At 69.5% G+C, this 24,279-nt stretch carries 20 protein-coding genes; 16 read left to right on the forward strand and 4 right to left on the reverse strand.

Annotated features, from left to right (window positions below; all coding sequences use genetic code 11):
* The first annotated feature begins 53 nt into the window (after positions 1 to 53).
* The 6 genes from BU28_RS0100910 (at position 54) to BU28_RS0100935 (ending at position 8,408) form a co-directional block, all read left to right on the forward strand.
* Positions 54 to 827, forward strand: coding sequence for an alpha/beta fold hydrolase (locus tag BU28_RS0100910; protein ID WP_051577675.1), 774 nt, complete (start codon positions 54 to 56; stop codon positions 825 to 827).
* A gap of 191 nt (positions 828 to 1,018) precedes the next feature.
* The gene (locus BU28_RS0100915; RefSeq protein WP_028717767.1) at positions 1,019 to 1,522 is read left to right on the forward strand and encodes a sigma-70 family RNA polymerase sigma factor; all 504 of its coding nucleotides are present in this window, start codon (positions 1,019 to 1,021) and stop codon (positions 1,520 to 1,522) included.
* Between the two features lies 1 nt (position 1,523).
* The gene (locus BU28_RS0100920) at positions 1,524 to 2,474 is read left to right on the forward strand and encodes a FecR domain-containing protein (protein ID WP_028717768.1); all 951 of its coding nucleotides are present in this window, start codon (positions 1,524 to 1,526) and stop codon (positions 2,472 to 2,474) included.
* 113 nt (positions 2,475 to 2,587) lie between these two features.
* The gene (locus BU28_RS0100925) at positions 2,588 to 5,098 is read left to right on the forward strand and encodes a TonB-dependent siderophore receptor (RefSeq protein WP_028717769.1); all 2,511 of its coding nucleotides are present in this window, start codon (positions 2,588 to 2,590) and stop codon (positions 5,096 to 5,098) included.
* 197 nt (positions 5,099 to 5,295) lie between these two features.
* Positions 5,296 to 6,483 carry an efflux RND transporter periplasmic adaptor subunit gene (locus tag BU28_RS0100930; RefSeq protein WP_028717770.1) on the forward strand — a complete coding sequence of 396 codons (1,188 nt, stop codon included), beginning with the start codon at positions 5,296 to 5,298 and terminating at the stop codon, positions 6,481 to 6,483.
* A complete protein-coding gene (locus tag BU28_RS0100935) occupies positions 6,480 to 8,408 on the forward strand; it encodes a MacB family efflux pump subunit (protein ID WP_028717771.1) in 1,929 nt (642 codons plus the stop codon). Before BU28_RS0100930 ends, BU28_RS0100935 begins: the two co-directional genes overlap by 4 nt.
* Positions 8,409 to 9,165: 757 nt before the next feature.
* Here the strand turns inward: BU28_RS0100935 and BU28_RS0100940 are convergent.
* The 3 genes from BU28_RS0100940 to BU28_RS0100950 are packed head-to-tail and all read right to left on the reverse strand — an operon-like array spanning position 9,166 to position 12,914.
* Positions 9,166 to 10,134 (reverse strand): GGDEF domain-containing protein, encoded by a 969-nt coding sequence (locus BU28_RS0100940; RefSeq protein WP_028717772.1) that lies wholly within the window; start codon positions 10,132 to 10,134, stop codon positions 9,166 to 9,168.
* 20 nt (positions 10,135 to 10,154) lie between these two features.
* Positions 10,155 to 10,712 carry a heme NO-binding domain-containing protein gene (locus BU28_RS0100945; RefSeq protein WP_028717773.1) on the reverse strand — a complete coding sequence of 186 codons (558 nt, stop codon included), beginning with the start codon at positions 10,710 to 10,712 and terminating at the stop codon, positions 10,155 to 10,157.
* 3 nt (positions 10,713 to 10,715) lie between these two features.
* Positions 10,716 to 12,914 (reverse strand): ComEC/Rec2 family competence protein, encoded by a 2,199-nt coding sequence (locus BU28_RS0100950; protein WP_233144978.1) that lies wholly within the window; start codon positions 12,912 to 12,914, stop codon positions 10,716 to 10,718.
* A 121-nt stretch (positions 12,915 to 13,035) separates the two neighbouring features.
* Between BU28_RS0100950 and gltX the strand changes: the two genes are divergently transcribed.
* The 3 genes from gltX to BU28_RS0100965 all read left to right on the forward strand — a co-directional run bounded on the left by gltX (position 13,036) and on the right by BU28_RS0100965 (position 16,624).
* Positions 13,036 to 14,442, forward strand: a complete 1,407-nt coding sequence (gltX, locus tag BU28_RS0100955; RefSeq protein WP_028717775.1) for a glutamate--tRNA ligase — start codon at positions 13,036 to 13,038, stop codon at positions 14,440 to 14,442.
* 54 nt (positions 14,443 to 14,496) lie between these two features.
* Positions 14,497 to 15,789: a citrate synthase gene (gltA, locus tag BU28_RS0100960; RefSeq protein ID WP_028717776.1), complete on the forward strand. Its 1,293-nt coding sequence runs from the start codon at positions 14,497 to 14,499 to the stop codon at positions 15,787 to 15,789.
* A 181-nt stretch (positions 15,790 to 15,970) separates the two neighbouring features.
* Positions 15,971 to 16,624 carry an SDR family NAD(P)-dependent oxidoreductase gene (locus tag BU28_RS0100965; RefSeq protein WP_028717777.1) on the forward strand — a complete coding sequence of 218 codons (654 nt, stop codon included), beginning with the start codon at positions 15,971 to 15,973 and terminating at the stop codon, positions 16,622 to 16,624.
* On the opposite strand, the gene BU28_RS0100970 is transcribed toward BU28_RS0100965, so the two are convergent.
* Complete coding sequence (locus BU28_RS0100970) at positions 16,621 to 18,054, reverse strand: cobyric acid synthase (protein ID WP_028717778.1); 1,434 nt, start codon at positions 18,052 to 18,054, stop codon at positions 16,621 to 16,623. The two genes, BU28_RS0100965 and BU28_RS0100970, sit on opposite strands and share 4 nt — an antisense overlap.
* Before the next feature lie 68 nt (positions 18,055 to 18,122).
* Here BU28_RS0100970 and secG point away from each other — a divergent pair, with 68 nt between their 5' ends.
* From secG to BU28_RS0101005, 7 genes are all read left to right on the forward strand, one after another.
* Positions 18,123 to 18,689 (forward strand): preprotein translocase subunit SecG, encoded by a 567-nt coding sequence (secG, locus tag BU28_RS0100975; protein WP_028717779.1) that lies wholly within the window; start codon positions 18,123 to 18,125, stop codon positions 18,687 to 18,689.
* Positions 18,690 to 18,838: 149 nt separating this feature from the next.
* Positions 18,839 to 20,482: a CTP synthase gene (pyrG, locus tag BU28_RS0100980; protein WP_028717780.1), complete on the forward strand. Its 1,644-nt coding sequence runs from the start codon at positions 18,839 to 18,841 to the stop codon at positions 20,480 to 20,482.
* A gap of 123 nt (positions 20,483 to 20,605) precedes the next feature.
* Positions 20,606 to 21,055, forward strand: coding sequence for a hypothetical protein (locus tag BU28_RS0100985; RefSeq protein WP_028717781.1), 450 nt, complete (start codon positions 20,606 to 20,608; stop codon positions 21,053 to 21,055).
* A 66-nt stretch (positions 21,056 to 21,121) separates the two neighbouring features.
* Positions 21,122 to 22,030, forward strand: a complete 909-nt coding sequence (ppk2, locus tag BU28_RS0100990) for a polyphosphate kinase 2 (RefSeq protein ID WP_028717782.1) — start codon at positions 21,122 to 21,124, stop codon at positions 22,028 to 22,030.
* Between the two features lie 90 nt (positions 22,031 to 22,120).
* Positions 22,121 to 22,582, forward strand: coding sequence for a tellurite resistance TerB family protein (locus BU28_RS0100995; RefSeq protein WP_028717783.1), 462 nt, complete (start codon positions 22,121 to 22,123; stop codon positions 22,580 to 22,582).
* Between the two features lie 78 nt (positions 22,583 to 22,660).
* The gene (locus BU28_RS0101000; RefSeq protein ID WP_269845852.1) at positions 22,661 to 23,479 is read left to right on the forward strand and encodes an ABC transporter ATP-binding protein; all 819 of its coding nucleotides are present in this window, start codon (positions 22,661 to 22,663) and stop codon (positions 23,477 to 23,479) included.
* A gap of 29 nt (positions 23,480 to 23,508) precedes the next feature.
* Complete coding sequence (locus BU28_RS0101005) at positions 23,509 to 24,231, forward strand: transporter substrate-binding domain-containing protein (RefSeq protein WP_028717785.1); 723 nt, start codon at positions 23,509 to 23,511, stop codon at positions 24,229 to 24,231.
* The last annotated feature ends 48 nt before the right edge of the window (positions 24,232 to 24,279 follow it).

Below are 24,279 nucleotides of genomic sequence, written 5' to 3' on the forward strand. Positions count from 1 at the left end.
AGGCACGCTTTTCCGCCGCCGACGGCACGCGCCTGGCCTATCGCGACGATGGTATGGGCAAGGTGCTGCTGGCGCTGGCCGGGCTGACGCGGGACGGGCGCGATTTCGACTATCTGGCGCGGCATCTGCCCGATGTGCGCCTGATCCGTCTGGACAGCCGCGGCCGGGGCGGCTCGGACCGGGCGGACCCCGAAACCTATACGGTGGCGCAAGAGGCGCGCGACGCGCTGGCGTTGCTGGATCATCTGAGGATCGGGCGGGCGGCGGTGATCGGCTCGTCGCGCGGCGGCCTTCTGGGCATGAGCATGGTGGCGCTGGCGCCCGAGCGGGTGGCGGGCCTTTGCTTCAACGATGTCGGCCCGGTGCTTCAGCGCGACGGGCTGATGCGGATCGGCACCTATATGGGCGTCAAGCCCGCCGTCGCGACCCTGGCCGAGGCCGCCGACCGGATGGCCGCCGCCAATCCGGGTTTCCAGAACGTCCCGCCCCTGCGATGGGAGGAGGAGGCGGTCCGGCACTACGTCCAGACGCCGGACGGGCTGGCCCTGCCCTATGACCCGGCCCTGCGCATCGGCTTTGACCGCGCCATGGCGGCGCCGCTGCCCGAACTGTGGCCGCTGTTCGACGCCTGCGCGGGGATTCCGCTGGCGCTGATCCGGGGCGCCAATTCAGACGTGCTGGCGCGGGCCACGGCGGATGCGATGCAGGCCCGCCGCCCGGACCTGATCCGCGCCGAATTGCCCGGCCGCGGCCATGTCCCCTTCCTCGACGAGCCCGAGGCCCTGGTCGCCATCCGCCGCTGGCTGGCGCTGTGCCGCACGGGCTGAGGGCCGGGGCGGAAAAGCCCGAGCCGATCCGGCAGCCGACTCCAGCCCGCGAACTGTGACATGAAATCGACAGCGATCCGCACAATTCGCGGCCTCGCCCCGGCTGCGCGCAGCGGGTAATAGAAATACCAATGTAATCTAGTAAGGAACTGTTTCGATAAACGTCGATATGGATGTACGGGAACAGGGCGGTGACCAGCAGGAACCCGGAATGCGATCTCGGGTCGCTTTATGCCGATCACCATGGCTGGCTGCAGGGCTGGCTGCGCGGCAAGATGGGCGACAGCGGCGAGGCCACCGATCTGGCGCAGGACACCTTCCTGCGCCTGCTGGTCATGCAGCGCCGCACCGACCGTCTGGGAGAGCGGCCGCGCGCGCTTCTGACCCATATCGCCAAGGGGCTGCTGGTCGACCATTGGCGCCGCAAGCGGGTCGAGCGCGCCTACCTTGAGATGCTTGCGCATCTGCCGCCCGCCGAGGCGCCGGCCGCCGAGGAGCGGCTGATCGTGATCGAGACGCTCTCCCGGATCGACGCCATGCTGGCCAGGCTGCCGCCGCTGACGCGCGAGGTGTTTCTGCTGGCGCAGCTGGACGGGCTGACGCTGCAGCAGATCTCGGACCGGGTGCATGTGCCGGTCATCACCGTGCGCCGGCACATCCGCCGGGCGCTTCTGGCCTGCATGGACCTGGCCTGAGATGGCAGAGCCGCCGCGTGAGTTGCTGGAACAGGCGGCCGACTGGGCGCTGCGCCTGCGCTATGACGACCCCGGCCCCTCTGAACACGCCGCCTTTCGCGACTGGCTGGCGCGGGGGCCCGATCACGCGGCGGCCTGGGCGCGGGCGCAGGCGGTCTTCGACAGGTTCGAAAGCCTGCCCGCCGGGCTTGGCCGGCAGGTGCTGGGCCAGGGCGATCCGCAGCCCGATCGGCGCCGGACCCTGATGCTGATGGCGGGGCTTGCCGCGGCAGGCGCCGCCGGGACCCTGGCCTGGCAGCAGCCCTGGAACAAATGGGGCGCGGATGTGGCGACCGCCGTGGGCCAGCGCAAGGCGATGACCCTGCCCGATGCCTCCGAACTGGTGCTGAACACCGACAGCGCCGCCGACATCGCCTTCACCCAGGCGGCCCGGCGCATCGACCTGCGCAGCGGCGAGATCCTGGTCACCACCCGCCCCGACCCCGCCCCGGTGGCGCGGCCCCTGCTGGTCGGGACGACCCAGGGCGATGTCCTGGCGCTCGGCACCCGGTTCAGCGTACGCGAGATGGACGGCCGTGTGCGCGTCGCCGTGTTCCGCGATGCGGTCGAGATCCGGCCCGCCCGGGGCGCCGCCCGCCGGCTGGTTGCCGGGCAGCAGGCAGAGTTCGCGGCCGAAGGCGTTGCGCCGGCCGTGCCGACCGATGACAGCGCCGCGATCTGGGAACAGGGGATGCTGCTGGCGCAGGATATGCCGCTGGCGCAGGTTCTGGCCGAAATGGCCCGCTATCGCCGCGGCGTCCTGCGCTGCGATCCGCGCGTTTCCGGCATCCGCGTCTCGGGCGCGATCTCTCTGGCCGATACCGATGCCGGGCTGGCGCTTCTGGCCCGCACCCTGCCGGTGCGGGTGGTGCGCCGCACGCCCTGGTGGGTGGTGGTCGAGCCGCGCGGCTGATTTTTTTCGTCCGGGGTGATCAGTTTTCGCCGCTCGTCCGGTGAACAGGGCAGGGGCCAGCCACCGCGCGATCCAGCCAGCCGCCGATCCAACCGAAAACAGGACGAAGCAGCATGAATCACCTGATCTGCGCGCCGGCTGCCGCCGCGCGCGCGCTTGCCCTATCCACCGGCCTGGCCACAAGCCGCGCGCTGCTGCTGGGCACCGCGCTTGGCGCGGTGCTCGCCGCCCCGGCCCTTGCCCAGACCAGGGACTATGCCATCGGGCCCGGGCGGCTTAGCGACGTGCTGGCCCGCTATGCCGCCGCCTCGGGCGTGCAGCTGGTCTATCAGCCCTCGGGCCTGGCTGGACGGCAAAGCGCCGGGATCAGCGGCAGCTATACGGTCGAACAGGGCTTTGCGGTCCTGCTGGCCGGCAGCGGCCTGCGGCTGCAGCAGGCGGGGCCGGACAGCTATGTCCTGGTCACGCCGCAGCCCGCCGGCAGCGCCGTGCCGGCCGCCGACGGCTCGGTCGTGCTGGATGCGGTGACCTTGCGCGCCGGCGGCGCCACGACCGAGGGCACCGGCCGCTACAGCACGGATGCGGCCAGCATCGCCGGGGGCGTCGAATCGCTGAAGGAACTGCCGCAGACCGTCACCGTCATGACCGGCGCGGTGCTGAAGGACCAGAACCTGACCATGATGTCCGAGGCGCTGGTCAAGGCGCCCGGCGTCGTCGCCACCACCGACGCATCGGGCAACCCCGAGTTCCGCTCGCGCGGCTTCGTCATCGACAACTACCAGATCGACAACCTGGGCACTTCCTATACCTCGACCTTCCGGCCGGATTTCGACATGGCGATCTATGACCGGCTCGAGGTGCTGCGCGGCGCCGAGGGGCTGTTTTCCGCCGCGGGCGACCCCGGCGGCACCATCAACCTGGTGCGCAAGCGGCCGACGGACACGCGGCGCTCCTCGGTTGCGCTGGCCTATGGCAGCTGGAACAACCGCCGTGTCGAGGCCGACATCGGCGGCCCGATCACCCCGGACGGCCGGTTGCGCGGCCGGATGATCGGGGTCTGGCAGGACCGCGACTATTTCTACTCTCCCTCGAATGAGGAAAAGCAGCTTCTTTACGGCATCCTGGAATACGACCTGACGCCCTCGACCACGATCAGCGCCGCGATCAGCTATCAGCACCAATACGGCACGCGATGGTCGACCGGCCTGCCGACCTATACCGACGGCAGCCAGTTGGACCTGCCGCGCGACGTGGCGCTGACCGCCGACTGGGCCAAGCGCGACACCACCACGCGCGAGTTCTATCTCAGCGCCGAGCACCGCTTCAACGACGACTGGACGCTGAAGCTTAGCGCCATGCGGCAGCGCTTCGACTATGACTACATGCAGCTTTCCGTGGGCGGGCCGGTCGATCCGGCGACCGGCGTCTTTGGCGATCCCGACGCGTTCTCGGAAGATGCGGGCAACCATTCCGATGGCGTGGACCTGAATATCAGCGGCCGGTTCAACGCCTGGGGCCGGGACTACAAGCTGACCGCCGGCGCCGACTGGCGGCGCAGCGATGGCAAGCAGATCCGCAACGGCTTTGTGACCGCCTTTCCCGACGGTGCGCTGACGGTGGACGATTTCCCCGGGCTGGACCTGCCGGCCCCGGTGCTGACCGGCGCGACCACGGGCTGGCCGGCCTTCGGCGCCAAGCAGCAGGGGATCTATGCCCGGCTGGACATGGAGGTGACGGACAAGGCCCATATCATCGTCGGCGGCCGCTACGGCAATTACAAGCACCGCGAGATCGAAGAAAAATACGACGAGGACGGAAACCTTACCTTTTACAACAACCGCTATCGCTGGCGCGCGGACGGCATCTTCACGCCCTATGCGGCCGTCACCTATGACGTGACGCCGGACTGGACCGCCTATGCCAGCCTGACCGAGATCTACAGGCCGCAAAACAACAAGGCCGGCCCGCCCGAGAACCCGACCCTGCTGGACCCGATCACCGGCCGCAACTTCGAGCTTGGGGCGAAGGGCACGATGCTCGACGGCGCGCTGAACGTCTCGGCCGCGCTCTATCGCATCGAACGCAAGGGCGAGGCGGTCGAGGACACGCGCTATGACGACGAGGACGGCACCTTCTACCTGCCGCTGGGCAAGGTCGTCAGCCAAGGGCTGGACCTTGAGGTCTCGGGCGAGATGGCACCGGGCTGGCAGGTCTTTGCCGGCTATACCTGGAACCACAACAAGAACGAGAACGAGGACGCGATCTACAGCGCGCTGACGCCCAGGCACATGCTCAAGCTGTGGACCGACTACACCCTGCCGGGCGAGCTGTCGAAATGGACCGTGGGCGGCGGTGTGACGGTGAAAAGCAAGCATGCCAACACCGGCACCTATTGGTCCTGGGCGGGCGATCACTGGGATCAGCCCCGCTTCGAGATCAAGCAGGGCGGCTATGCGGTTTGGGACGCCTATGTGAACTATCAGATCGACGACCGCTGGAACCTGGCGCTGAACGTGAACAACGTCTTCGACAAGACATATTATGCCACGCTGGGCGTGCCGAACGGCGGCAGCTGGTATGGCGAACCCAGGAACGCCACCCTGACCCTGCGCGGCCAGTTCTAGGCCAGACCGGCGATGGCGGGCCCTGCGCTGCCGTCTGCCCATCCGGCTTTGCACGGGCAGGCCCGGCGGCCCCTGTGCGGCGGCCCGTCATGGACGGCGCCGCAGGCCGCCAGGTCGCCCCATTGCCTTTTGCGAAGGATTTCAGGCTTGTTCCTTTCCGCCTCGTCTCGCCCTGCCGTCATCTGCGGGGGGCGGCCATGAACACCCACGCCCCGACCGACGGTGCGCTGCCCCCGCCCCTGACGATGCCCGAGCCTGCCCCCTCGCGGCGCAGGCGGACGCTGGCCGCGGTGCTGCTGGCGGCCGTGGCCGTTGCCGCCGGTGGCTGGCTGTGGTCGCCACCGCCGCCCGTCGCCTATGACACCGCCCCCGTTACCCGCCGCGACCTGGAAAACGCCGTCACCGCCAGCGGCCGGATCGAGCCCAAGGCCGCAGTCGATGTCGGCGCCCAGGTCTCGGGGCAGTTGCGCCGGCTGCTGGTCCAGCCCGGCGACCGGGTCCGCGCCGGCCAGCTTCTGGCCGAAATTGACGCCGAGGTGCAGGCCGCCCAGGTCGAGGGGCTGCAGGCGGAACTGGCGCGCCTGGCCGCCGAGCGGACCGAGCTGCAGGCGCAGCTGGGCTTTGCCGAGCGTCAGGCCGGGCGGCGCGGCTCGCTGGTCGGGCGCAGCGCCAGCCAGGAAACGCTGGAAGAATCCGAGCGCGACCGCGACGTGCTGCGCGCCCGGGTCGAGGCGCTGGACGCCACCATCCGCCGCAGCCGCGCCGAGTTGCGCGCCGAGGAGGCGCAGCTCGCGCGTTCGCGCATCACCTCGCCCATGGACGGCACCGTGGTGGCGGTCGAGGCGCGCGAGGGCCAGACGCTGAACGCCAATTACGACACGCCGGTGCTGCTGCGCATCGCCGACCTCTCGACCATGACCGTGCGCAGCGACGTGTCCGAGGCGGACGTGGTGCAGCTGACCCCGGGCATGCCGGTCTGGTTCACCACCCTGGGCTTTCCCGACCGCCGCTTCCGCGCCGCTCTGCGCCAGGTGCTGCCGGCGCCCCCGGTCCGGAAAGAGGGCGAGGCCGAAAGCGCCGTCGTCACCTATGTCGCGCTTTTCGATGTTCAGAACGCGGGCGGCGCACTCTTGCCCGGCATGACCGCGCAGGCCTTCTTCGTCACCGAAAGCGCCGCGCAGGTGCTGACCGTGCCGGTCTCGGCGCTGGAGGGTGGCCGCGTCCGGGTGCAGGACGCCTCGGGCCGGGTCGAGGCGCGACGGGTCGAGACCGGCATGCGCACCCGCGCCTTCGTCGAGGTGACCCTGGGTCTTGCCGAGGGCGAGCAGGTCGTCACCGGCATCCGCGCGGCCAAGGACGACCCGCTGCTGCGGCTTGCGCCATGACCGAGCCGCTGATCCGCATCCGCGGTCTGCACCGCGTCTTTGGCGAGGGCGCGGTGCGGACGCATGTGCTGCGCGGCATCGACCTTGACATCCATGCCGGGGAATTCGTGGCCATCGTGGGCACCTCGGGGTCGGGCAAATCCACGCTGATGAACATTCTGGGCCTTCTGGACCGGCCGACGGCGGGCAGCCATCATCTGGCCGGGCAGGACGTGGCGAGCCTGTCGCGCGACGCCCAGGCGGGCCTGCGCAACCGGCTGTTCGGCTTCGTCTTTCAGCAATACAACCTGATCCCGACCCTGTCGGCGCTGGAGAATGTCGAGCTGCCCGCCAGCCACACCGGCGCAAGCCGCGCGGCCCGGCGCGACCGGGCAGCGGCGCTGCTGAAGCGGCTGGGCCTTGGGCATCGGCTGCACGCCCGGCCGGCGCAGATGTCCGGGGGCCAGCAGCAGCGGGTCTCCATCGCGCGGGCGCTGATGAACGGCGGCTCGGTGATCCTGGCGGATGAGCCGACCGGCGCGCTCGATGCCGAAAGCGGCCGGCAGGTGATGCGGCTGCTGACCGATCTGGCGGCAGAGGGCCATACCGTGATCCTCATCACCCATGACCCGGACATCGCCGCCCGCGCCAACCGGGTGATCCGCATCGGCGAGGGACGGATCACCGCCGACAGCGGCCCGGTCCCTGCGCAGGACCCCGGCCCGGCGCTGCCGGCGCCCCGCCATCGCCGCGCGGCCTTCCTGCCCGCCCTGCATGAGGCCGGCCGCGCGGCCCTGGCCGCTATCGCCGCAAGCCCGGTGCGCACGGCGCTGACGCTGTCGGGCATCGTGATCGGCGTCGCCTCGGTCGTGGCCATGCTCGCCATCGGCCGCGGCGCGCAGGAGGAGTTCATCGAACGCGCTTCGGCCATCGGCACGAACTGGGTCGTCGTCAGCGCGGACCAGGACACGCGCATGCCGCGCCGGCCGCTGACGCCGGGCGATGCGCAGGCGCTGAAGGGGCTGCCGAACGTCGAAGGCGTCATGCCCGGCCGCTGGGAGCAGGCGGCGGTCAGCGCGGGACCCATCTCGGTCGAAACCGACGTGCTGGGCACCGACCGGGACTTTCGCGGCGTGCACGGCTGGGACGTGGCGCGGGGCAGCTTCTTCACCCGGCAGGACGAACGCTCGGGCAGCCCGGTGGTGCTGCTGGGCGCCACCGTGGCGCGCACCCTGTTTCCCGACGGGCGCGACCCGACCGGCGAATTCGTCATGGTCAACCTGTCGCCCTTTCTGGTCGGCGGCGTGCTGCAAGCCAAGGGGCTGAGCGAGAACGGCAGCGACCGCGACCGGCTGGTCGTCATGCCGCTCAGCAGCCTGGAAAGCCGGGTCTATGGCCCGGACGAGTTGTCGGTGATCGTCGTCGCGCTGCATGACATGGCGCGGCTGGCGGAAACCAACGCACTCTTGCGCGAGGTGATGATCCAGCGCCACGGCGCCGAGGATTTCTGGCTGACCGACGCCGCCGGCGCCTTTCGCCAAGCCGAGGCCGACCGCGCCGCGCAGAACCTGCTGCTGGGCGCCATCGCGGCGATTTCCATCTTCGTGGGCGGCATCGGCGTCATGAACATCATGTTCATCACCGTGCGCGAGCGCACGCGCGAGATCGGCATCCGCGCCGCGACCGGCGCCTCGATGCGCGACATCCTGACCCAGTTCCTGACCGAGGCGGTGGTGCTGTCGACGCTTGGCGGCATCGCCGGCCTGGCGCTCGCCGGCGGCGTCGGCGCGGTCGCGGCCTGGGGCTTTGGCATGCCGGTGGTGTTTTCGGTCACGGTCGCGCTGGGGGCGCTGGCCGGCGCCACGCTGATGGGCGCGGGCTTCGGCCTGGTGCCCGCGATCCGAGCCGCCAGGCTCAGCCCGGTCGAGGCGCTGGCCAGCCCGTGACCATGCGGGCCGGGTGACGGCGGTCGGCATCTTTTCCGTCGTCCGCGGACTCATGCTGCGCATAGAGGCACGGCCCGCCGGCGTTTCGCGGTCGAATGCGCGGCGGGCGAGCGGCATGGAGTGTTACGGGGAGGGTGCGGTTGACCAGTAGCGCCGGCAAGGAAGACCAAGCGCAGCCGCATCGAAACGATCGGAGACGGCCGAGACTGTGTAAAAACTCGGTCAGGCGGCCAGAGAATCGGAACATTGTTCTCCTGATGTCGGATCAACGTGAGAAAGTTCTGCTCAACTTTGCCTGAAGCGCCACTTGGCGGAAATAGTGCTCGCCAGACCCGAGGATTTTGAGTTTTGACACAGCCTCGGCCCACCAGAGATGCGATGACACGGGCCGGCCTGCAAGGCAGCGATCCGGCTGAGGGCCTGCTTCAAGCGTGGAATGCTTGGGCCCTGGATGGCCTTGCTGCCGGGGGTGATCTGTGCCTGCAGGATTTCCTCTGTCTGGCCCAAGACTCTCTCAGCATGGTCCGGCCCTTCAGGGTTCCGGCCAGTCCCGCAGCTTGGACAGCCGCGACCAGTCCCAGACCGCAGGACGGCTTCAGACCCGGTTGCGGTGGCAAAGCATGGCCGTTCGCTTCCCGCACGGCCTGCCAACCCTACCCGGGCGACGCGATGCGGCACGTGCCCCGGCTGGCCCGCTTGGCGTCGTAAGTTGCGGTGGCACAGCATGGCCGCCCCCTCACCGCGCGGCCCGCCACACCTATCCCGGCGACGCGGCGCGGGCCATGCCGCGGCCGGCGCGCTTGGCCTCGTAAAGGGCGGCGTCGGCGGCGGCCAGCATCGCGTCCGGGTCGGAAAGGGCGTGCTCGGCCGAACGGACGAAGCCCAGGCTGGCCGAGACGCGGCAGAGCGCATCTCCGGCGGGGATCGGCTCCTCGATCCGGCGGATGATGCGGCGCGACAGACCCAGCAGCTGCTCGGCCCCGCCCGGACGCATCAGCAGCAGCAGAAATTCGTCCCCGCCGGTCCGGGCGACCCGGTCGGCAGAGCGCGTTTCGGTGCGCAGGATCTGGGCGACGTGCCGCAGCACGTCGTCGCCTGCCGCATGGCCGTGGATGTCGTTGACCTGCTTGAAGAAGTCCAGGTCCAGCTGCGCCAGGGCAAAGGGCACCGCACCCGCGTTGCGCCAGGCCGCCTGCAGTGCCAGTTCGAACCCCCTGCGGTTCAGCAGCCCGGTCAGGGGATCGGTCATCGACCGGGTCTCGGCCGCCTCGAACGCCGCCTCGAGGCGACGGTTCGCGCGGCCCAGTTCCGCCAGCACCGCCTGGTTCGCCTCGTGCAGGAACAGGAACTCCATCGCCAGATCGGCCGGGGCGAAATCGGCGTCGGTCAGCGAAAAGCTGCGGATCGCCTGGGCCAGGGTGATGCCGAAGCCCAGGTTCATCAGAAAGCCGCCGCCCCAGGGCACGCCATGGCCGCGCAGCAGGATGGCCGGATGGTCCCGCAGCCGCAGCGTCAGCCGCTGGCCGGCCCGGATGCGCGGCGCAAGATGGGCGAACCCCTCGGGCATGCCGTGCAGATGCACCGGGGCCAGGCAGGTTTCGAACCGGTCGTGCCCGCCGATCAGCTTGGCCAGCGTCGATCCGGCCGAACGGATCGCGCCCCCCTCGGCCACAAGCAGGTGCATCGGCAGCAGCGCCCCAAGGCCGTCCAGATCGGTGTCGCCCATCGCCCTTGTCCTATCTCGCCCTATTCGGCCGACAGCGCAAAGGGCCGGCCGGCGGCATGTTCCTCAAGCACCACCCGCAACGTGATGCGGTTTCCCGCAACCGCGATCAGCGCAAGCGTGCCGTAATCGTCGGCCATGCCGCGCAGCATGCCCGCAATCGCCCAGATCCAGCCGCGCGGCCGGTGCGAGACATAGATCTCGTAGTCCTCGGCCCCTTCCGACACCACGCTCAGTTCGGGCAGCGGAAAATGCGGCAGGACCAGCAGGGCGCGGCCCGGCAATTCCTCGAGCGAGCGGATGAACTCGACAAAGTTCGGCCCGCTGAAGCGAAGCAGCCGGCGCACCCCCTCGAGCCGGACGACCCAGGCGCCCAGGTCCTCGGCGATTTCGGCGACGGGCTTGCCCAGGCGGCGCGATGCCAGAAACACCAGGCGCCGGGTTTCCTGCGGCGAGGTGTGGACCAGCAGCGGGCGCGACGCCCGTTCGGGCAGCGCGCCCTGCACGAGGTCCTGCCAGAAGGCATCGCCATAGGAACTGCGCAGGAAGCTTTCGAGCGAGCGGCCGACCAGGGTATACATGGCTCAGTGTCCCTTGAGGGGGTGGGGGCCGCCGGTCCAGGCGCGGCGGCCGGCACGCTCGGCCGTGGTGACGATGCGGTATCCGGTCGGCGCCCTCTCGATCGCCAGGGCGCCGGTGCGGCGCAGCGCCCCCCGGTCCATGAGCCGGCAGGCGGGACGCCGGCCCAGGGCGGCGCGCAGGTCCTGGTCCGACACGATCACCGCGCCGGCGCGGCACAGGTCCGCGGCCAGGCCCGCCGCCCGCTTGCCGGTCAGGTGATGCAGCGCGACGTCGGTTCCGGGCAGGTGCACTGTCGCGCTGCGGGCAAAGGCCGCGCCGCTCCAGAACGGGCGGGCGGCAGCCGATGCCTGGTCGGCCTGATCGCCATCCGCCTCGAGCCACTCGGCGGCGGCAAAGGCGCCCCCCTTGGGCTTTGACAGCGCCCGACCCGAGGGGGTCATCACACCGACCGCGTCGCCGTCGCCCGAGACCAGGACCAGCGGGCGTTCGTGGCGCAGCCACACGACCAGCGCCAGCAGCAGGATCAGGCCCCCCGCCAGCCGCCGCAGCCGCACCAGGCCGCCCCCGGCCATCGGCGAAACCGGGGCCAGGATCACCAGGCAGGCGCCCAGCCCCATCAGCGGCACGACCAGCGTGGGCGGGGCGGGCAGGACCGTGACGGCGCCGTTGAAGCCCGCGACCCAGTCGGCCACGATCAGCATCCAGCGCGTCCCCAGCCCCATGAACCACAGCGCCGGCTGCGCTAGGCCGAGGGGCGCCAGCACCGCCGCGATCACGCCCGCGGGCATGACGACCATGCCGACCACCGGCACGACCAGCAGGTTCGCCAGCATCCCGTATTGCGTCATCCGTCCGAAATGCGCCGCCGCGAAGGGAGTCGTCGCCAGGCTCGCCACCAGCGAGGACAGCAGCAGCATCGCCGCCGGGCGCAGCCACCAGGGCATCGCGGGCGCGTGCCGGTTCCAGGGATCCTGGGACAGGATCAGGGCGACGGTGGCCGCAAAGCTCATCTGGAAACCGGCCGAGGTCAGACCCTCGGGCTCGGCCGCCAGGATCACCACGGCGGCGACCGCGACCGTGCGCAGGGACACGGCCCTGCGGTCGGCGATGATCGCGGCCAGCATCACGGCGACCATGATGAACGACCGTTCGGTCGCGACCCCGCCGCCCGAAAGCCACAGATAGACCGCCGAGGCAAGCAGCGCCCCGCCCGCCGCCCATTTGTGCATGGCCTGGCCCCGGATGGCGCCCAAGCCCTGCAGGCCCACCCCCATGAGGCGCAGCGCGGCATAGGTGAACCCCGCCAGCATCGTCATGTGCAGCCCCGAGATCGAGATGATGTGGTAAAGGTTCGAGGCCCGCATGATGTCGTTCGTGCGCTCCTCGATCCCCGAGCGGTCGCCGGTCATCAGCGCGGCCGAGACCGCGCCCTCTTGCCCACCGATGGCCTGGCGCATGGCCTCGGCCATGGACATGCGCAGCCGGTGCAGCGCCAGGGCGCCGCCGGGACGGGGCGGTTCGACCGTCAGGACGGGCGCGCGGGAATAGCCGATGGCGCCCAGCCGCTCGAACCAGGCGACGCGGCGGAAATCGAACGCGCCCGGCTCGGTCGGACCGTTCGGCGGGCCCAGATGGGCCGACAGCATCACGCGCTGCCCCGGCACCGGCAACGTGCCCTCGTCGAACAGCGAGACGCGGACCCGTTCGGGCGTCCGTTCGGGCGCCACGTCGTCCAGCGCCACGCGATCCAGCGTCAGCCGCATCCGGTCGCGGGCCGAACGGTCGACCATGACCACCCGCCCCTCGACCGGGCCATAATAGCGGAAATCCAGCACCGGCGCCGCAACCGACCAGGACCGCAGGCCGGACAGGCCAAAACCCAGAACAATGGTCGCCAGCGCCAGGCAGACCAGCCGCAGCCGGTCCGCGCGGTCCCAGTCGAGCCGGCCCGCAACGGCCCGGGCGCGGGCCGCGGCCGCCAGCGCCGGCGCGGCCAGCAGCAGAACCAGGCAGGCGGCATAGATGCGGGGCCCGGGTTCGTCCGGCAGGGCGAACCAGGCGCCGATGCCCAGCGCCATCCAGACCGGCAGCCAGGGCAGCAAACCCGCGCGGATCACGACGGGTGCGCGCGTCACCCGCGAGGCGGCGGCAGGGCGTGCCGCCGCCCCCACACCGCCCGCCGTGGTCATTGCCGTCGCCACCGAAACTTGTCCTTGTCCCAAGCCTTGCGTATCTCTGACGGCGAGACTGGCACGCCGTCCCTTTCGAAAGGCTTAACGGCGTCCGCCCCCTGCTGATTTTTCTGGATTGTCTGGCCCTGAAATGACCGATTCCCGCCCTGTCGTGACCCGCTTTGCCCCCTCGCCCACCGGATACCTGCATATCGGGGGGGCCCGGACGGCCCTGTTCAACTGGCTTTACGCCCGTGGGCGGAATGGGCGATTCCTGCTGCGGATCGAGGACACCGACCGCGCCCGCTCGACCCCCGAGGCGACGGCGGCGATCCTGAAGGGGCTGGAATGGCTGGGCCTCGACTGGGACGGCGAGCCGGTCAGCCAGTTCGAGGGCCGCGCCCGCCATGCCGAGGTCGCCCGCGCCATGCTGGCGAACGGCACCGCCTACAAATGCTTCTCGACCGCCGAGGAGATCGAGGCGTTCCGCGACGCCGCCAAGGCCGAGGGCCGCTCGACCCTGTTCCTGTCGCCCTGGCGCGACGCGGACCCGGCGACCCATCCCGACGCGCCCTTTGTCATCCGCCTGCGCGCGCCCCGCGACGGGCAGACGGTGGTGCGGGACGCGGTGCAGGGCGATGTGACGTTCGGTAATGACCAGTTGGACGACATGATCCTGCTGCGTTCGGACGGGACCCCCACCTACATGCATGCGGTGGTGGTGGACGACCACGACATGGGCGTGACCCATGTGATCCGGGGCGACGATCACCTGACCAACGCGGCCCGCCAGATCCAGATCTATCAGGCGATGGGCTGGGACGTGCCGGTCTTTGCCCACATCCCGCTGATCCATGGCGAGGACGGCAAGAAGCTGTCCAAGCGTCACGGCGCGGTGGGCCTGCACGAATTCGCGGCGATGGGCTATCCGGCGGCGGCGATGCGCAACTATCTGGCGCGGCTGGGCTGGAGCCACGGCGACGACGAGCTTTTCGACGACGACCAGGCCAGGGCGTGGTTCGATCTGCCGGGAATCGGCAAGGCCCCGGCCCGGCTGGACTTCAAGAAGCTGGAGCATGTCAGCGGCTGGCACATCGCCCGGATGGAGGACGACGCGCTGATGGCGGAAATCGCCGCCTATCTGGCCGAAACCGGCGCCCCTGGCCTGACCGAGACGCAGAAGGCGCGCCTGGCCCCCGCCCTGCCCGCGCTGAAGGCCAAGGCGAAAACCCTGCCCGCGCTGCTCGAGCAGGGCCATTTCGCCCTGGTGTCGCGCCCCCTTGCGGTTGAGAACAAGGCGGCGGCCGCGCTGGATACGGTATCCCGTAGTATACTGGCAGAATTGACTGCCGCATTGCAGCATGCTAGCTGGGACCGCGACGACCTCGAGGCGGCGGCCAAGCAGATTGGCTTGTCGCACGGGCTGGGTCTGGGCAAGATCGCGGCACCCTTGCGCGCCGCCCTTGCCGGCCGCAGTTCGACCCCGAGCGTATTCGATATGATGTTGGCGCTTGGCCGTGAGGAAACGCTGGCCAGGTTGCAGGATCAGGCGGGCTGATCGCCCGCGCCCCATCGTCCGGCAAGGCCGGAGACAGGTCTAAAGGAGAACGGAATGGCAGAGAGCAAATCCGCGAAGCTGCTTGTCGAAGGAAAGGAAGTCGAGCTTCCGATCCTCAGCCCTACGGCGGGGCCGGATGTCCTGGACATCCGCAAGCTGTACGGCCAGGCGGACGTGTTTACCTATGACCCCGGCTTCACCTCGACCGCGTCCTGCGATTCGACGATCACCTATATCGACGGCGACAAGGGCGAGCTGTGGTATCGCGGCTATCCGATCGAGCAGCTGGCCGCCAAGTCGCATTATCTGGAAGTGTGCTATCTGCTGCTTTACGGGGAGCTGCCCACCGCCGAGCAGATGACCGACTTTGAACGGCGCGTGACCCGTCACACCATGGTTCACGAGCAGATGCACAACTTCTTCCGCGGTTTCCGCCGCGATGCGCATCCGATGGCCACCATGGTCGGCGTGATCGGGGCCATGTCGGCCTTCTACCACGATTCGACCGACGTGAACGACCCCTGGCAGCGCGAGGTCGCGGCGATCCGGCTGATCGCCAAGGTGCCGACCATCGCCGCCATGGCCTACAAGTATTCGATCGGCCAGCCCTTCGTCTATCCGCAGAACGAACTGGATTACGCCAGCAACTTCCTGCACATGTGCTTTTCGGTCCCGGCCGAGAAATATGTGGTGGACCCGGCGCTGTCGCGTGCGATGGACCGCATCTTCACGCTTCATGCGGACCACGAGCAGAACGCCTCGACCTCGACCGTGCGGCTGGCGGGCTCCTCGGGGGCGAACCCCTTCGCCTGCATCGCGGCGGGCATCGCCTGCCTCTGGGGCCCGGCCCATGGCGGCGCCAACCAGGCCTGCCTGGAGATGCTGCGCGAGATCGGCAGCGTCGAGCGCATCCCGGAATTCATCGCCCGCGCCAAGGACAAGGACGACCCGTTCCGGCTGATGGGTTTCGGCCACCGCGTCTACAAGAACTTCGACCCGCGCGCCACGGTGATGAAGGAATCGGCCGACGAGGTTCTGGACCTGCTGGGCATTCACGACAACCCGACGCTGCAGGTCGCCAAGGAGCTTGAGAAGATCGCGCTGGAGGACGAGTATTTCGTCTCGAAGAAGCTTTATCCCAACGTCGACTTCTATTCGGGCATCATCCTGGAAGCGATGGGCTTCCCGACCTCGATGTTCACGCCGATCTTTGCGCTGTCGCGCACCGTCGGCTGGATTTCGCAGTGGAAGGAAATGATCGCCGACCCGCAGAACAAGATCGGCCGCCCGCGCCAGCTGTATGTCGGCGCGCAACGGCGCGACTATGTGGACGTGAAGGCGCGCTGAGGCGGGCTTGCAAGGTTGGAAACGGCCCCGGGCGCAACCCCGGGGCCGTTTGCTTTTCAGGGGCTTTGCCCCTCGGCCCGTGCTGGGCCTCACCCCAGGATATTTGTGCAAGAAAGAAGCCCGCTGGGGCTGCGACATTGCGGGGCTTGCGCAAGGCCGGGCGCAGTGCCACACCACCGCCATGAGCGAAGCATCCAAGATCGCGCTGGTCACCGGCGCCTCGCGCGGGCTGGGCGCCGCACTGGCCGAAGGGCTGGCGGCGCGCGGCTGGCATATCCTGGCCGTGGCCCGCACCGCGGGCGCGCTGGAGGAACTGGACGACCGCATCCGCAAGGCCGGTGGCACCGCCACGCTGGCGCCCCTGGACGTGGGCCAGCCCGAGCCGATGGTCAAGCTGGCCGAGGCCGTGGGCGGGCGCTGGAAGGGGTTGGACCTGTGGGCGCATTGCGCAGTCCATGCCGCGCCGCTGTCGCCCGCGGGCCATGTGGATGCCAAGGATTTCCAGAAGTCGGTCGACCTGAACCTGGTCGCCGTGCGCGGGCTGATCGCGCTGTTCGAGCCGCTCTTGCTGGCGCGCAAGGGCACGGCGCTGTTTTTCGACGACCCGCGCGCCGGGCAGAAGTTCTTCGGCAGCTACGGCGCGACCAAGGCCGCGCAGATCGCGCTGGCCCGCAGTTGGCAGGCCGAAGCCGAAAGCATCGGCCCCCGCGTCGTCATCGCCAGACCCGCGCCCATGCCCACGGCCACGCGCGCGCGGTTCTTTCCGGGCGAGGACCGCGCCCGCCTGACCCCCTGCAAGGCCGAGGCCGAGCGCATCCTGGCCGACCTGCCTTAGCCCGCCAGCGCGAACAGGCGGTCAAGGTCCAGGTGCGTCTCGAGATGGGCGGCAAGGCGGTCCAGCACCGCCTCGACCCCCGCGCCATAGCCGGGCGTCGACGGCGCGCCCAGCCGGGCCAGCCAGGCCGCGCGAAAGGCGTCGCCCGCGAACAGCCCATGCAGATGCGTGCCCGTAACGCGGCCGTCGGCGCTGGTCGCGCCTTCGGGTTCAGGGATATGGGCCAGCGGGCGGGCGCAATCGGGGCCCTGGGCGCGGCCCATGTGGATCTCGTACCCCTCGACCGGCTGGCCAAGCGCGCGGCCCTGCACCCGGGTCAGGCGCTTGTCGGGGACCATCCGGGTTTCCACCTCGAGCAGGCCCAGCCCCCGGGTGCTGCCCGGGTCGCCGTCGTGGCCGTCCGGGTCATGCACCCAGGCCCCCAGCATCTGGTAGCCGCCGCAGATGCCCAGCACATGGCCGCCGCGCCGGACATGGGCGGCAAGGTCGATGTCCCAGCCCTGCTGGCGCAGAAAGGCCAGGTCGCCCCGCGTCGACTTGGTGCCGGGCAGGATCACCAGATCGGCGTCGCCCGGCAGCGCCTGGCCCGGGGGCACCATGGTCAGCCGCACCCCCGGCTCGGCGGCGAGCGGGTCCAGGTCGTCGAAATTGGCGATGCGCGACAGCATCGGGCAGGCGATGTGCAGCCCGCCCGCGCCCACCGCGCGGCGCAGGTCGACCGCATCCTCGGCCGGCAGGCGGGCAGCGTCGGGAAACCAGGGCACCAATCCCAGGTCGGGCCAGCCGGTGCGCTGCGCGATGAAGGCCCGGCCGGCGTCGAACAGCGCCGGGTCGCCGCGAAAGCGGTTGACCAGAAAACCCCGGATCATCGCGGCATCGGCGGGGTCGATCACCGCCTGCGTGCCGACGATCTGGGCGATCACCCCGCCCCGGTCGATGTCGCCCACCAGCACCACCGGCACGCCCGCCGCGCGGGCAAAGCCCATGTTGGCGATGTCGCGGGGGCGCAGGTTGACCTCGGCCGGGCTGCCCGCGCCCTCGACCAGCACTAGCTCGTGGACGGACGCCAGCCGGCCGAAGCTGTCCAGCACCGCAGCCATCAGCCCGGCCCTCAGCGCGCCGTAATCGGCGGCCTGCGCCCGCGCCATCGCCCGTCCCTGCACCACGACCTGGGCGGCGCGGTCGGTTTCGGGCTTCAGAAGCACCGGGTTCATGTGCACCGAGGGCTCGAGCCCCGCCGCCCGCGCCTGCAGGGCCTGGGCCCGCCCGATCTCGCCCCCCTCCGCCGTCACGGCGGCGTTGTTCGACATGTTCTGCGGCTTGAACGGCGCGACCGACAGCCCGCGCAAGCGCGCCGCCCGGCACAGGCCCGCCACCAGCAGCGACTTTCCCACGTTCGAGCCCGTGCCCTGGATCATCAACGCCGGCATGGAACCCCCGCTTGCCAATCTTGCCCTTGGTGACTAGATAGGCGCGTCGCTGAAAGAAAGGCCCCGTGGTGGAAAACGTCGTCCTGACCGTGCATCTGATCCTAGCCGTCCTGCTGATCGGGGTCGTGCTTCTGCAGCGGTCCGAAGGCGGCGGCCTTGGCATGGGGGGTGGCGGCGGCAGCGGCGTCATGACCGGCCGCCAGGCGGCCAATGCGCTGTCCAAGGCCACCTGGGTCCTGGCCATCGCCTTTCTGATCACCTCGCTGGTGCTGACGGTGATCGCGGCGCGCAACGCCTCCAGCGGCTCGATCGTGGACCAACTGGACCTGGGCGGCGCGGCCGACAGCCAGCCGGCGACGACCCTGCCGGGCATCGGCGACTATACCCCGCCCCCGGCGGCGGGCCAGCCGATCCTGCCGCCCGGCGCCGCGACCGCACCGGCCGGCGACAGCCCGGCGGCCCCTGCCCCGGCAGCCCCGGCGACGACGCCCGCGGCACCGGCGCAAGACGGCCCCGTGACCCCGCCCGCGCCGGTCGAACCCGCGCCCGCGGCCACGCCCGCCGCCCCGGCGGCCGAGCCGGCCCAGACGCCCGCGACGCCGGCTCCTGCTCCGGCTCCGGCCACGACCAACTGATACCGAACCGGGGCGCATCGCCTGCGCCCCATCACGACACATGGCGGTCCGTTGCGGCCATGGGGCGGGTCTGATAAAGGACAAGCCCCGTGATGCCGGCCAGATTCGGGCCGCGATTTCCTATTTGACCGACTCACGGGGGCCTTCGGATGGCGCGCTATATCTTCATTACCGGCGGTGTGGTTTCCTCGCTTGGCAAGGGGCTGGCATCGGCGGCGCTGGGGGCGCTGCTGCAGGCGCGGGGCTATACCGTCCGACTGCGCAAGCTGGACCCCTATCTGAATGTCGATCCCGGCACCATGAGCCCGTTCGAGCATGGCGAGGTCTTCGTCACCGACGACGGCGCCGAGACCGACCTGGACCTGGGCCATTACGAACGCTTCACCGGGGTTTCGGCGCGCAAGACCGACAGCGTCTCGTCCGGGCGGATCTATTCCAACGTGCTGGAAAAGGAACGGCGCGGCGAATACCTGGGCAAGACCATCCAGGTCATTCCGCACGTCACGAACGAAATCAAGGACTTCCTGGCCATCGGCGAGGATGAGGTCGATTTCATGCTGTGCGAGATCGGCGGCACGGTCGGCGACATCGAGGGGTTGCCCTTCTTCGAGGCGATCCGCCAGTTCGCCCAGGACCGTCCGCGCGGGCGCTGCATCTTCATGCACCTGACGCTGCTGCCCTATCTGGCCGCCTCGGGCGAGCTCAAGACCAAGCCGACGCAGCACAGCGTCAAGGAACTGCGCTCGATCGGGTTGCAGCCCGACGTGCTGGTCTGCCGGTCCGAACAGCCGATCCCGGAAAAGGAACGCGCCAAGATCGCGCTGTTCTGCAATGTCCGCCCCGAGGCGGTGATCCCCGCCTATGATCTGAAGTCGATCTACGAGGCGCCGCTGGCCTATCACCGCGCGGGCCTCGACCAGGCGGTGCTGGACGCCTTCCAGATCAGCCCCGCGCCCCGCCCCGATATGTCGCGCTGGGAGGACGTGATGGACCGGCTGGAGAACGCCGAGGGCCAGGTCAGGATCGCCGTGGTCGGCAAGTACACTCAGCTCGAGGACGCCTACAAGTCCATCGCCGAGGCGCTGACCCATGGCGGCATGGCCAACCGCGTCCGCGTCAAGGCCGATTGGGTCGACAGCGAGAAGCTGGAGGGCGAGGGCGCGCATCTGCTGGACGGCTATCACGGCATCATCGTGCCCGGCGGCTTTGGCGAACGCGGCACCGAAGGCATGGTCGCCGCCGCCCGCTATGCGCGCGAAAAGAAGGTGCCCTATCTGGGCATCTGCCTGGGCATGCAGATGGCGGTGATCGAGGCCGCGCGCAACCTGGCCGACATGCCCGACGCGGGGTCCGAGGAGTTCGACCACGAGGCCGGCGAGACCCGTTTCACCCCCGTCGTCTATCACCTCAAGGAATGGGTGCAGGGCAATTACACGGTCCAGCGCAAGCTTTCCGACGACAAGGGCGGCACCATGCGGCTTGGGGCCTATACCGCCGTGCTGACGCCCGGATCGCGCATCTCGCAGGTCTACGACGGCGCGACCGAGATCGAGGACCGCCACCGCCACCGCTACGAGGTGGACGCCAAGTATCGCGAAAAGCTGGAGCAGGCGGGCCTTTGCTTCTCGGGCATGTCGCCCGACGGCCGCCTGCCCGAGGTGGTGGAATATCGCGACCACCCCTGGTTCATCGGCGTGCAGTCCCACCCCGAGCTGAAATCCAAGCCCTTCGCCCCGGCGCCGCTGTTCGCGGGCTTCGTGCGCGCGGCGATGGAGAATGAGCGGCTGGTCTAGGCCCACACGCGCCTGCGCCGGCATGGTTCCGCCCCCAGGCGGAGCCCCCGCCCCAGGGGGCCTTCCGGGACTGTCCTTTGCCGCGCGCCTGACGCACAATCGCGCCAAAGACCCGGAGCCGCCATGCGCCTTGCCCTGATCCTTGCCCTTGCCGCCGGTCCCGCGCTGGCCGATGCGCCGCTGTTCCTGATCGAACAGTCCAGCCTGCCCTTCGACCTTGGCCCCGGGGCGCCCCGGAACCAGCCGTCGCGGCAGGCGAACTCGCCCCATGCGGCGGCGAATTCCGCGGCAAGCCCGGCCAATTCCTCGGACGTCTACCGCAATGCGCCGGAAAACCCGGAAAACGGAAAGCGGCTGATCTTTACCGCCGATGGGACGGTGGTGGGCTATTATGCCCCGAACGGCTCGGGCGTGGTGAACCTGTTCGACGTCACCGGCAAGCGCGTGGCCTATCGCCCGCGCGGCAGCAAAAGCCTGTTCGGCAGCGACGGGCGCTGGTGCGGCACGGTGGCCGACGCCCACGGCGGCGGCTTTGCCTTTGGCGTGATCCGCGCCTGCGCCAGCCTGTTCTGACGCCGCCGGACACGAAACTGTCACATCGCCCCGCTAGACGGCGCAGGACGCAAGCAGGAGACGGCAATGCAGGACGAGCCCCGCAACGAATGGCTGGAAGCCGAACTGTCCAACACGCTGGACGAAGACTACGAGATCGAGCTTGAGGATGCCGCCCTGTCGCAGGAAATCTCGCGCATCTATCGCGACACGCATCCCAACCAGATGCCCAGGGCCGAATATTTCCGCAACCTGCTGCGCCTCCAGGCGGAACTGATCAAGCTGCAGGACTGGGTCAGCTACCACAAGGAAAAGGTCGTGGTGATCTTCGAGGGCCGCGACAGTGCCGGCAAGGGGGGCGCGATCAAGCGCATCACCCAGCGCCTGAACCCCCGCGTCGCCCGCGTGGTGGCCCTGCCCGCCCCCTCGGACCGCGAAAAGACGCAATGGTATTTCCAGCGCTATGTCCCCCATCTGCCCGCCGGGGGCGAAATCGTGCTGTTCGACCGCAGCTGGTACAACCGCGCGGGGGTCGAACGGGTGATGGGCTTTGCCACCGAGCCGCAGGTCGAGCAGTTCTTCGACGATGTGCCCGAATTCGAACGCATGCTGGTCCGCTCGGGCATCCGGCTGGTGAAATACTGGTTCTCGATCACCGACGAGGAACAGCAGATGCGCTTCCTGATGCGCATCCACGACCCGCTGAAGCAGTGGAAGCTGTCGCCCATGGACCTGCAGTCGCGGGTGCGCTGGGAGGATTACACCAAGGCCAAGGAAGAGATGTTCGAACGCACCAACATCCCCGAGGCGCCCTGGTACATCGTCCCCGGCAACGACAAGAAGCGCGCGCGGCTGAACTGCATCAGCCACCTGCTCAGCATGATTCCCTATGCCGACGTCCCGCACGAGGAGGTCGTGCTGCCCGACCGCGTGTTCAACCCCGATTACGAACGCGAGGTGGTGCCGCCCGAGCTTTACGTGCCGCAACGTTACTGACCGGCCCGGCGGCGGAACGGCCGGCGCACGCACCCGTGAGTTGAGATTTATTAGCTTCTTTCCGTGCGCGATCTGTCCTAAGGTTCCGGTATGTTCCGCAATCTGCTCAGCCGCCTGTTCGCCACCGCACCGCTTCATGCGCCGCTGTCGTCCTCTGACGCCGAGGTCGCGGTCGCGGCGCTTCTGGTGCGCATCGCGCGGGCCGACGACCGCTACAGCGACGCGGAAAAGACCCGGATCGAGACCATCCTGGCCCGCTGGCACGGGCTGGACCGCCAGCAGGCATCCGAACGGCGCGTGGCGGCCGAGATGATCGAGGCCGAGGCCCCCGACACCGTCCGCTTCACCCGCACCATCAAGGAACGCGTGGGGATCGAGGATCGCCGCGACGTCGTTGCGGCCTTGTGGGAAATCGCCCTGTCCGACGGCCAGCGCAGCGCCGAGGAGGAAAGCCTGGTGCGCCTCGTCTCGGGGCTGCTGGGGGTCAACGACCGCGATTCCGCGCTGGTCCGCAGGCAGATCAACGGCCAGCTGGGCCTGTCCAGCGACTAAGGCGGGCGGGCCTTTCCTGACCGGAAAGGCAGTCAGGAAAGCGTTGCAATCCGCCGCCAAATCGCGCCACATGCCCAGATGAACCACCCGGACCAGCCCAGCCCAGCCATGACCCCCAGCCAGGACGCGCAGCCCCCCGTCATCGAGATCCGGGACCTGCACAAGGCTTACGGCGAGCTGCGGGTCATTCGCGGCGTCAGCCTGACCGCCCCCCGGGGCCATGTCGTCAGCCTGATCGGCAGTTCCGGGTCGGGCAAGTCCACGCTGCTGCGCTGCTGCAACCTGCTCGAGGACAGCCAGCAGGGCGACATCCTGTTCGAGGGCGAGGCGGTGCGCTGGCGCGGCGCGGGCATGGCCCGGGTGCCCGCCGACCGCGCCCAGGTGACGCGGCTGCGCACCAACCTGTCGATGGTGTTCCAGCAGTTCAACCTGTGGTCCCACATGACCATCCTGCAGAACGTCATGGAGGCGCCGGTCCACGTCCTGAAACGCAACCCCGCCGAGGTCGAGGGCCGCGCCCGCGCCCTGCTAACCAAGGTCGGCATCGGCGACAAGGCCGACGCCTGGCCCGCGCAGCTTTCGGGCGGCCAGCAGCAGCGCGCCGCGATCGCCCGCGCGCTGTGCATGGAGCCGCGCGCCCTGCTGCTGGACGAGCCGACCAGCGCGCTGGACCCCGAATTGCAGCAAGAGGTCGTGCGCGTCATCAAGGACCTGGCCGCCGAACACCGCACCATGCTGCTGGTGACCCATGACATGCGCCTGGCCGCCGATGTCAGCGACCATGTCGTGTTCCTGCACCAGGGCCTGATCGAGGAACAGGGCCCGCCGTCGCAGCTTTTCGGGGCGCCCCGCTCGGACCGGCTGCGCCAGTTCCTCAGCGCCTCGATGGCGGGATAACGGACAAGAAACCAACAGGAGAGAAGACGATGAAGAAGTTCGTGCTTGCAGTCGCGGCCCTTGCGCTGACGGCGGGGGCGTCGATGGCCCAGACCGTGCGCATCGCGACCGAGGGCGCCTACCCTCCCTACAACCTGGTCAACGACCAGGGCCAGGTCGACGGGTTCGAGGTCGCGCTTGGCAACGAGCTGTGCAAGCGCGCGCAGCTTGACTGCACCTGGGTCAAGAACGACTGGGATTCGATCATCCCGAACCTCGTCTCGGGCAACTACGACGCCATCATGGCCGCCATGAGCATCAACGAGGAACGCAAGGCCTCGATCGACTTCACCCAGAACTACCTGCCGCCGGCGCCGTCCTCCTATATCGCGCTGACGCCCGATGCGGACCTCAAGGGCGGCGTGATCGCGGCCCAGACCGGCACCGTGCAGGCCGCCTACATCGCCCAGACCGGCGCCACCATGCTGGAATTCGCCACCATCGACGAGGTGATCGCCGCCGTCCGCAACGGCGAGGCGGACGCGGGCTTCGGCGACCACGAGGTGCTGCGCCCCAGCGTCGAGGAATCCCAGGACCTGCAATTCGTCGGCGACCAGGTCAGCCTGGACGAGGGCATCGGGGTGGGCCTGCGCAAGAGCGATGCCGAGTTGAAGGCCAAGCTGAACGACGCCATCGCCGCGATGAAGGCCGACGGCAGCCTGAATGCGCTGATCGCGAAATGGTTCGGCGACAAGGCGCAGCTTCACGAATGATCTGACGGCGCCGCGGGCCTGCGCGCCTGCGGCCGCCGCAAGGACTTG

Origin of the sequence: Paracoccus yeei ATCC BAA-599 (assembly GCF_000622145.1) — a bacterium.
GTDB classification, from domain to species: domain Bacteria; phylum Pseudomonadota; class Alphaproteobacteria; order Rhodobacterales; family Rhodobacteraceae; genus Paracoccus; species Paracoccus yeei.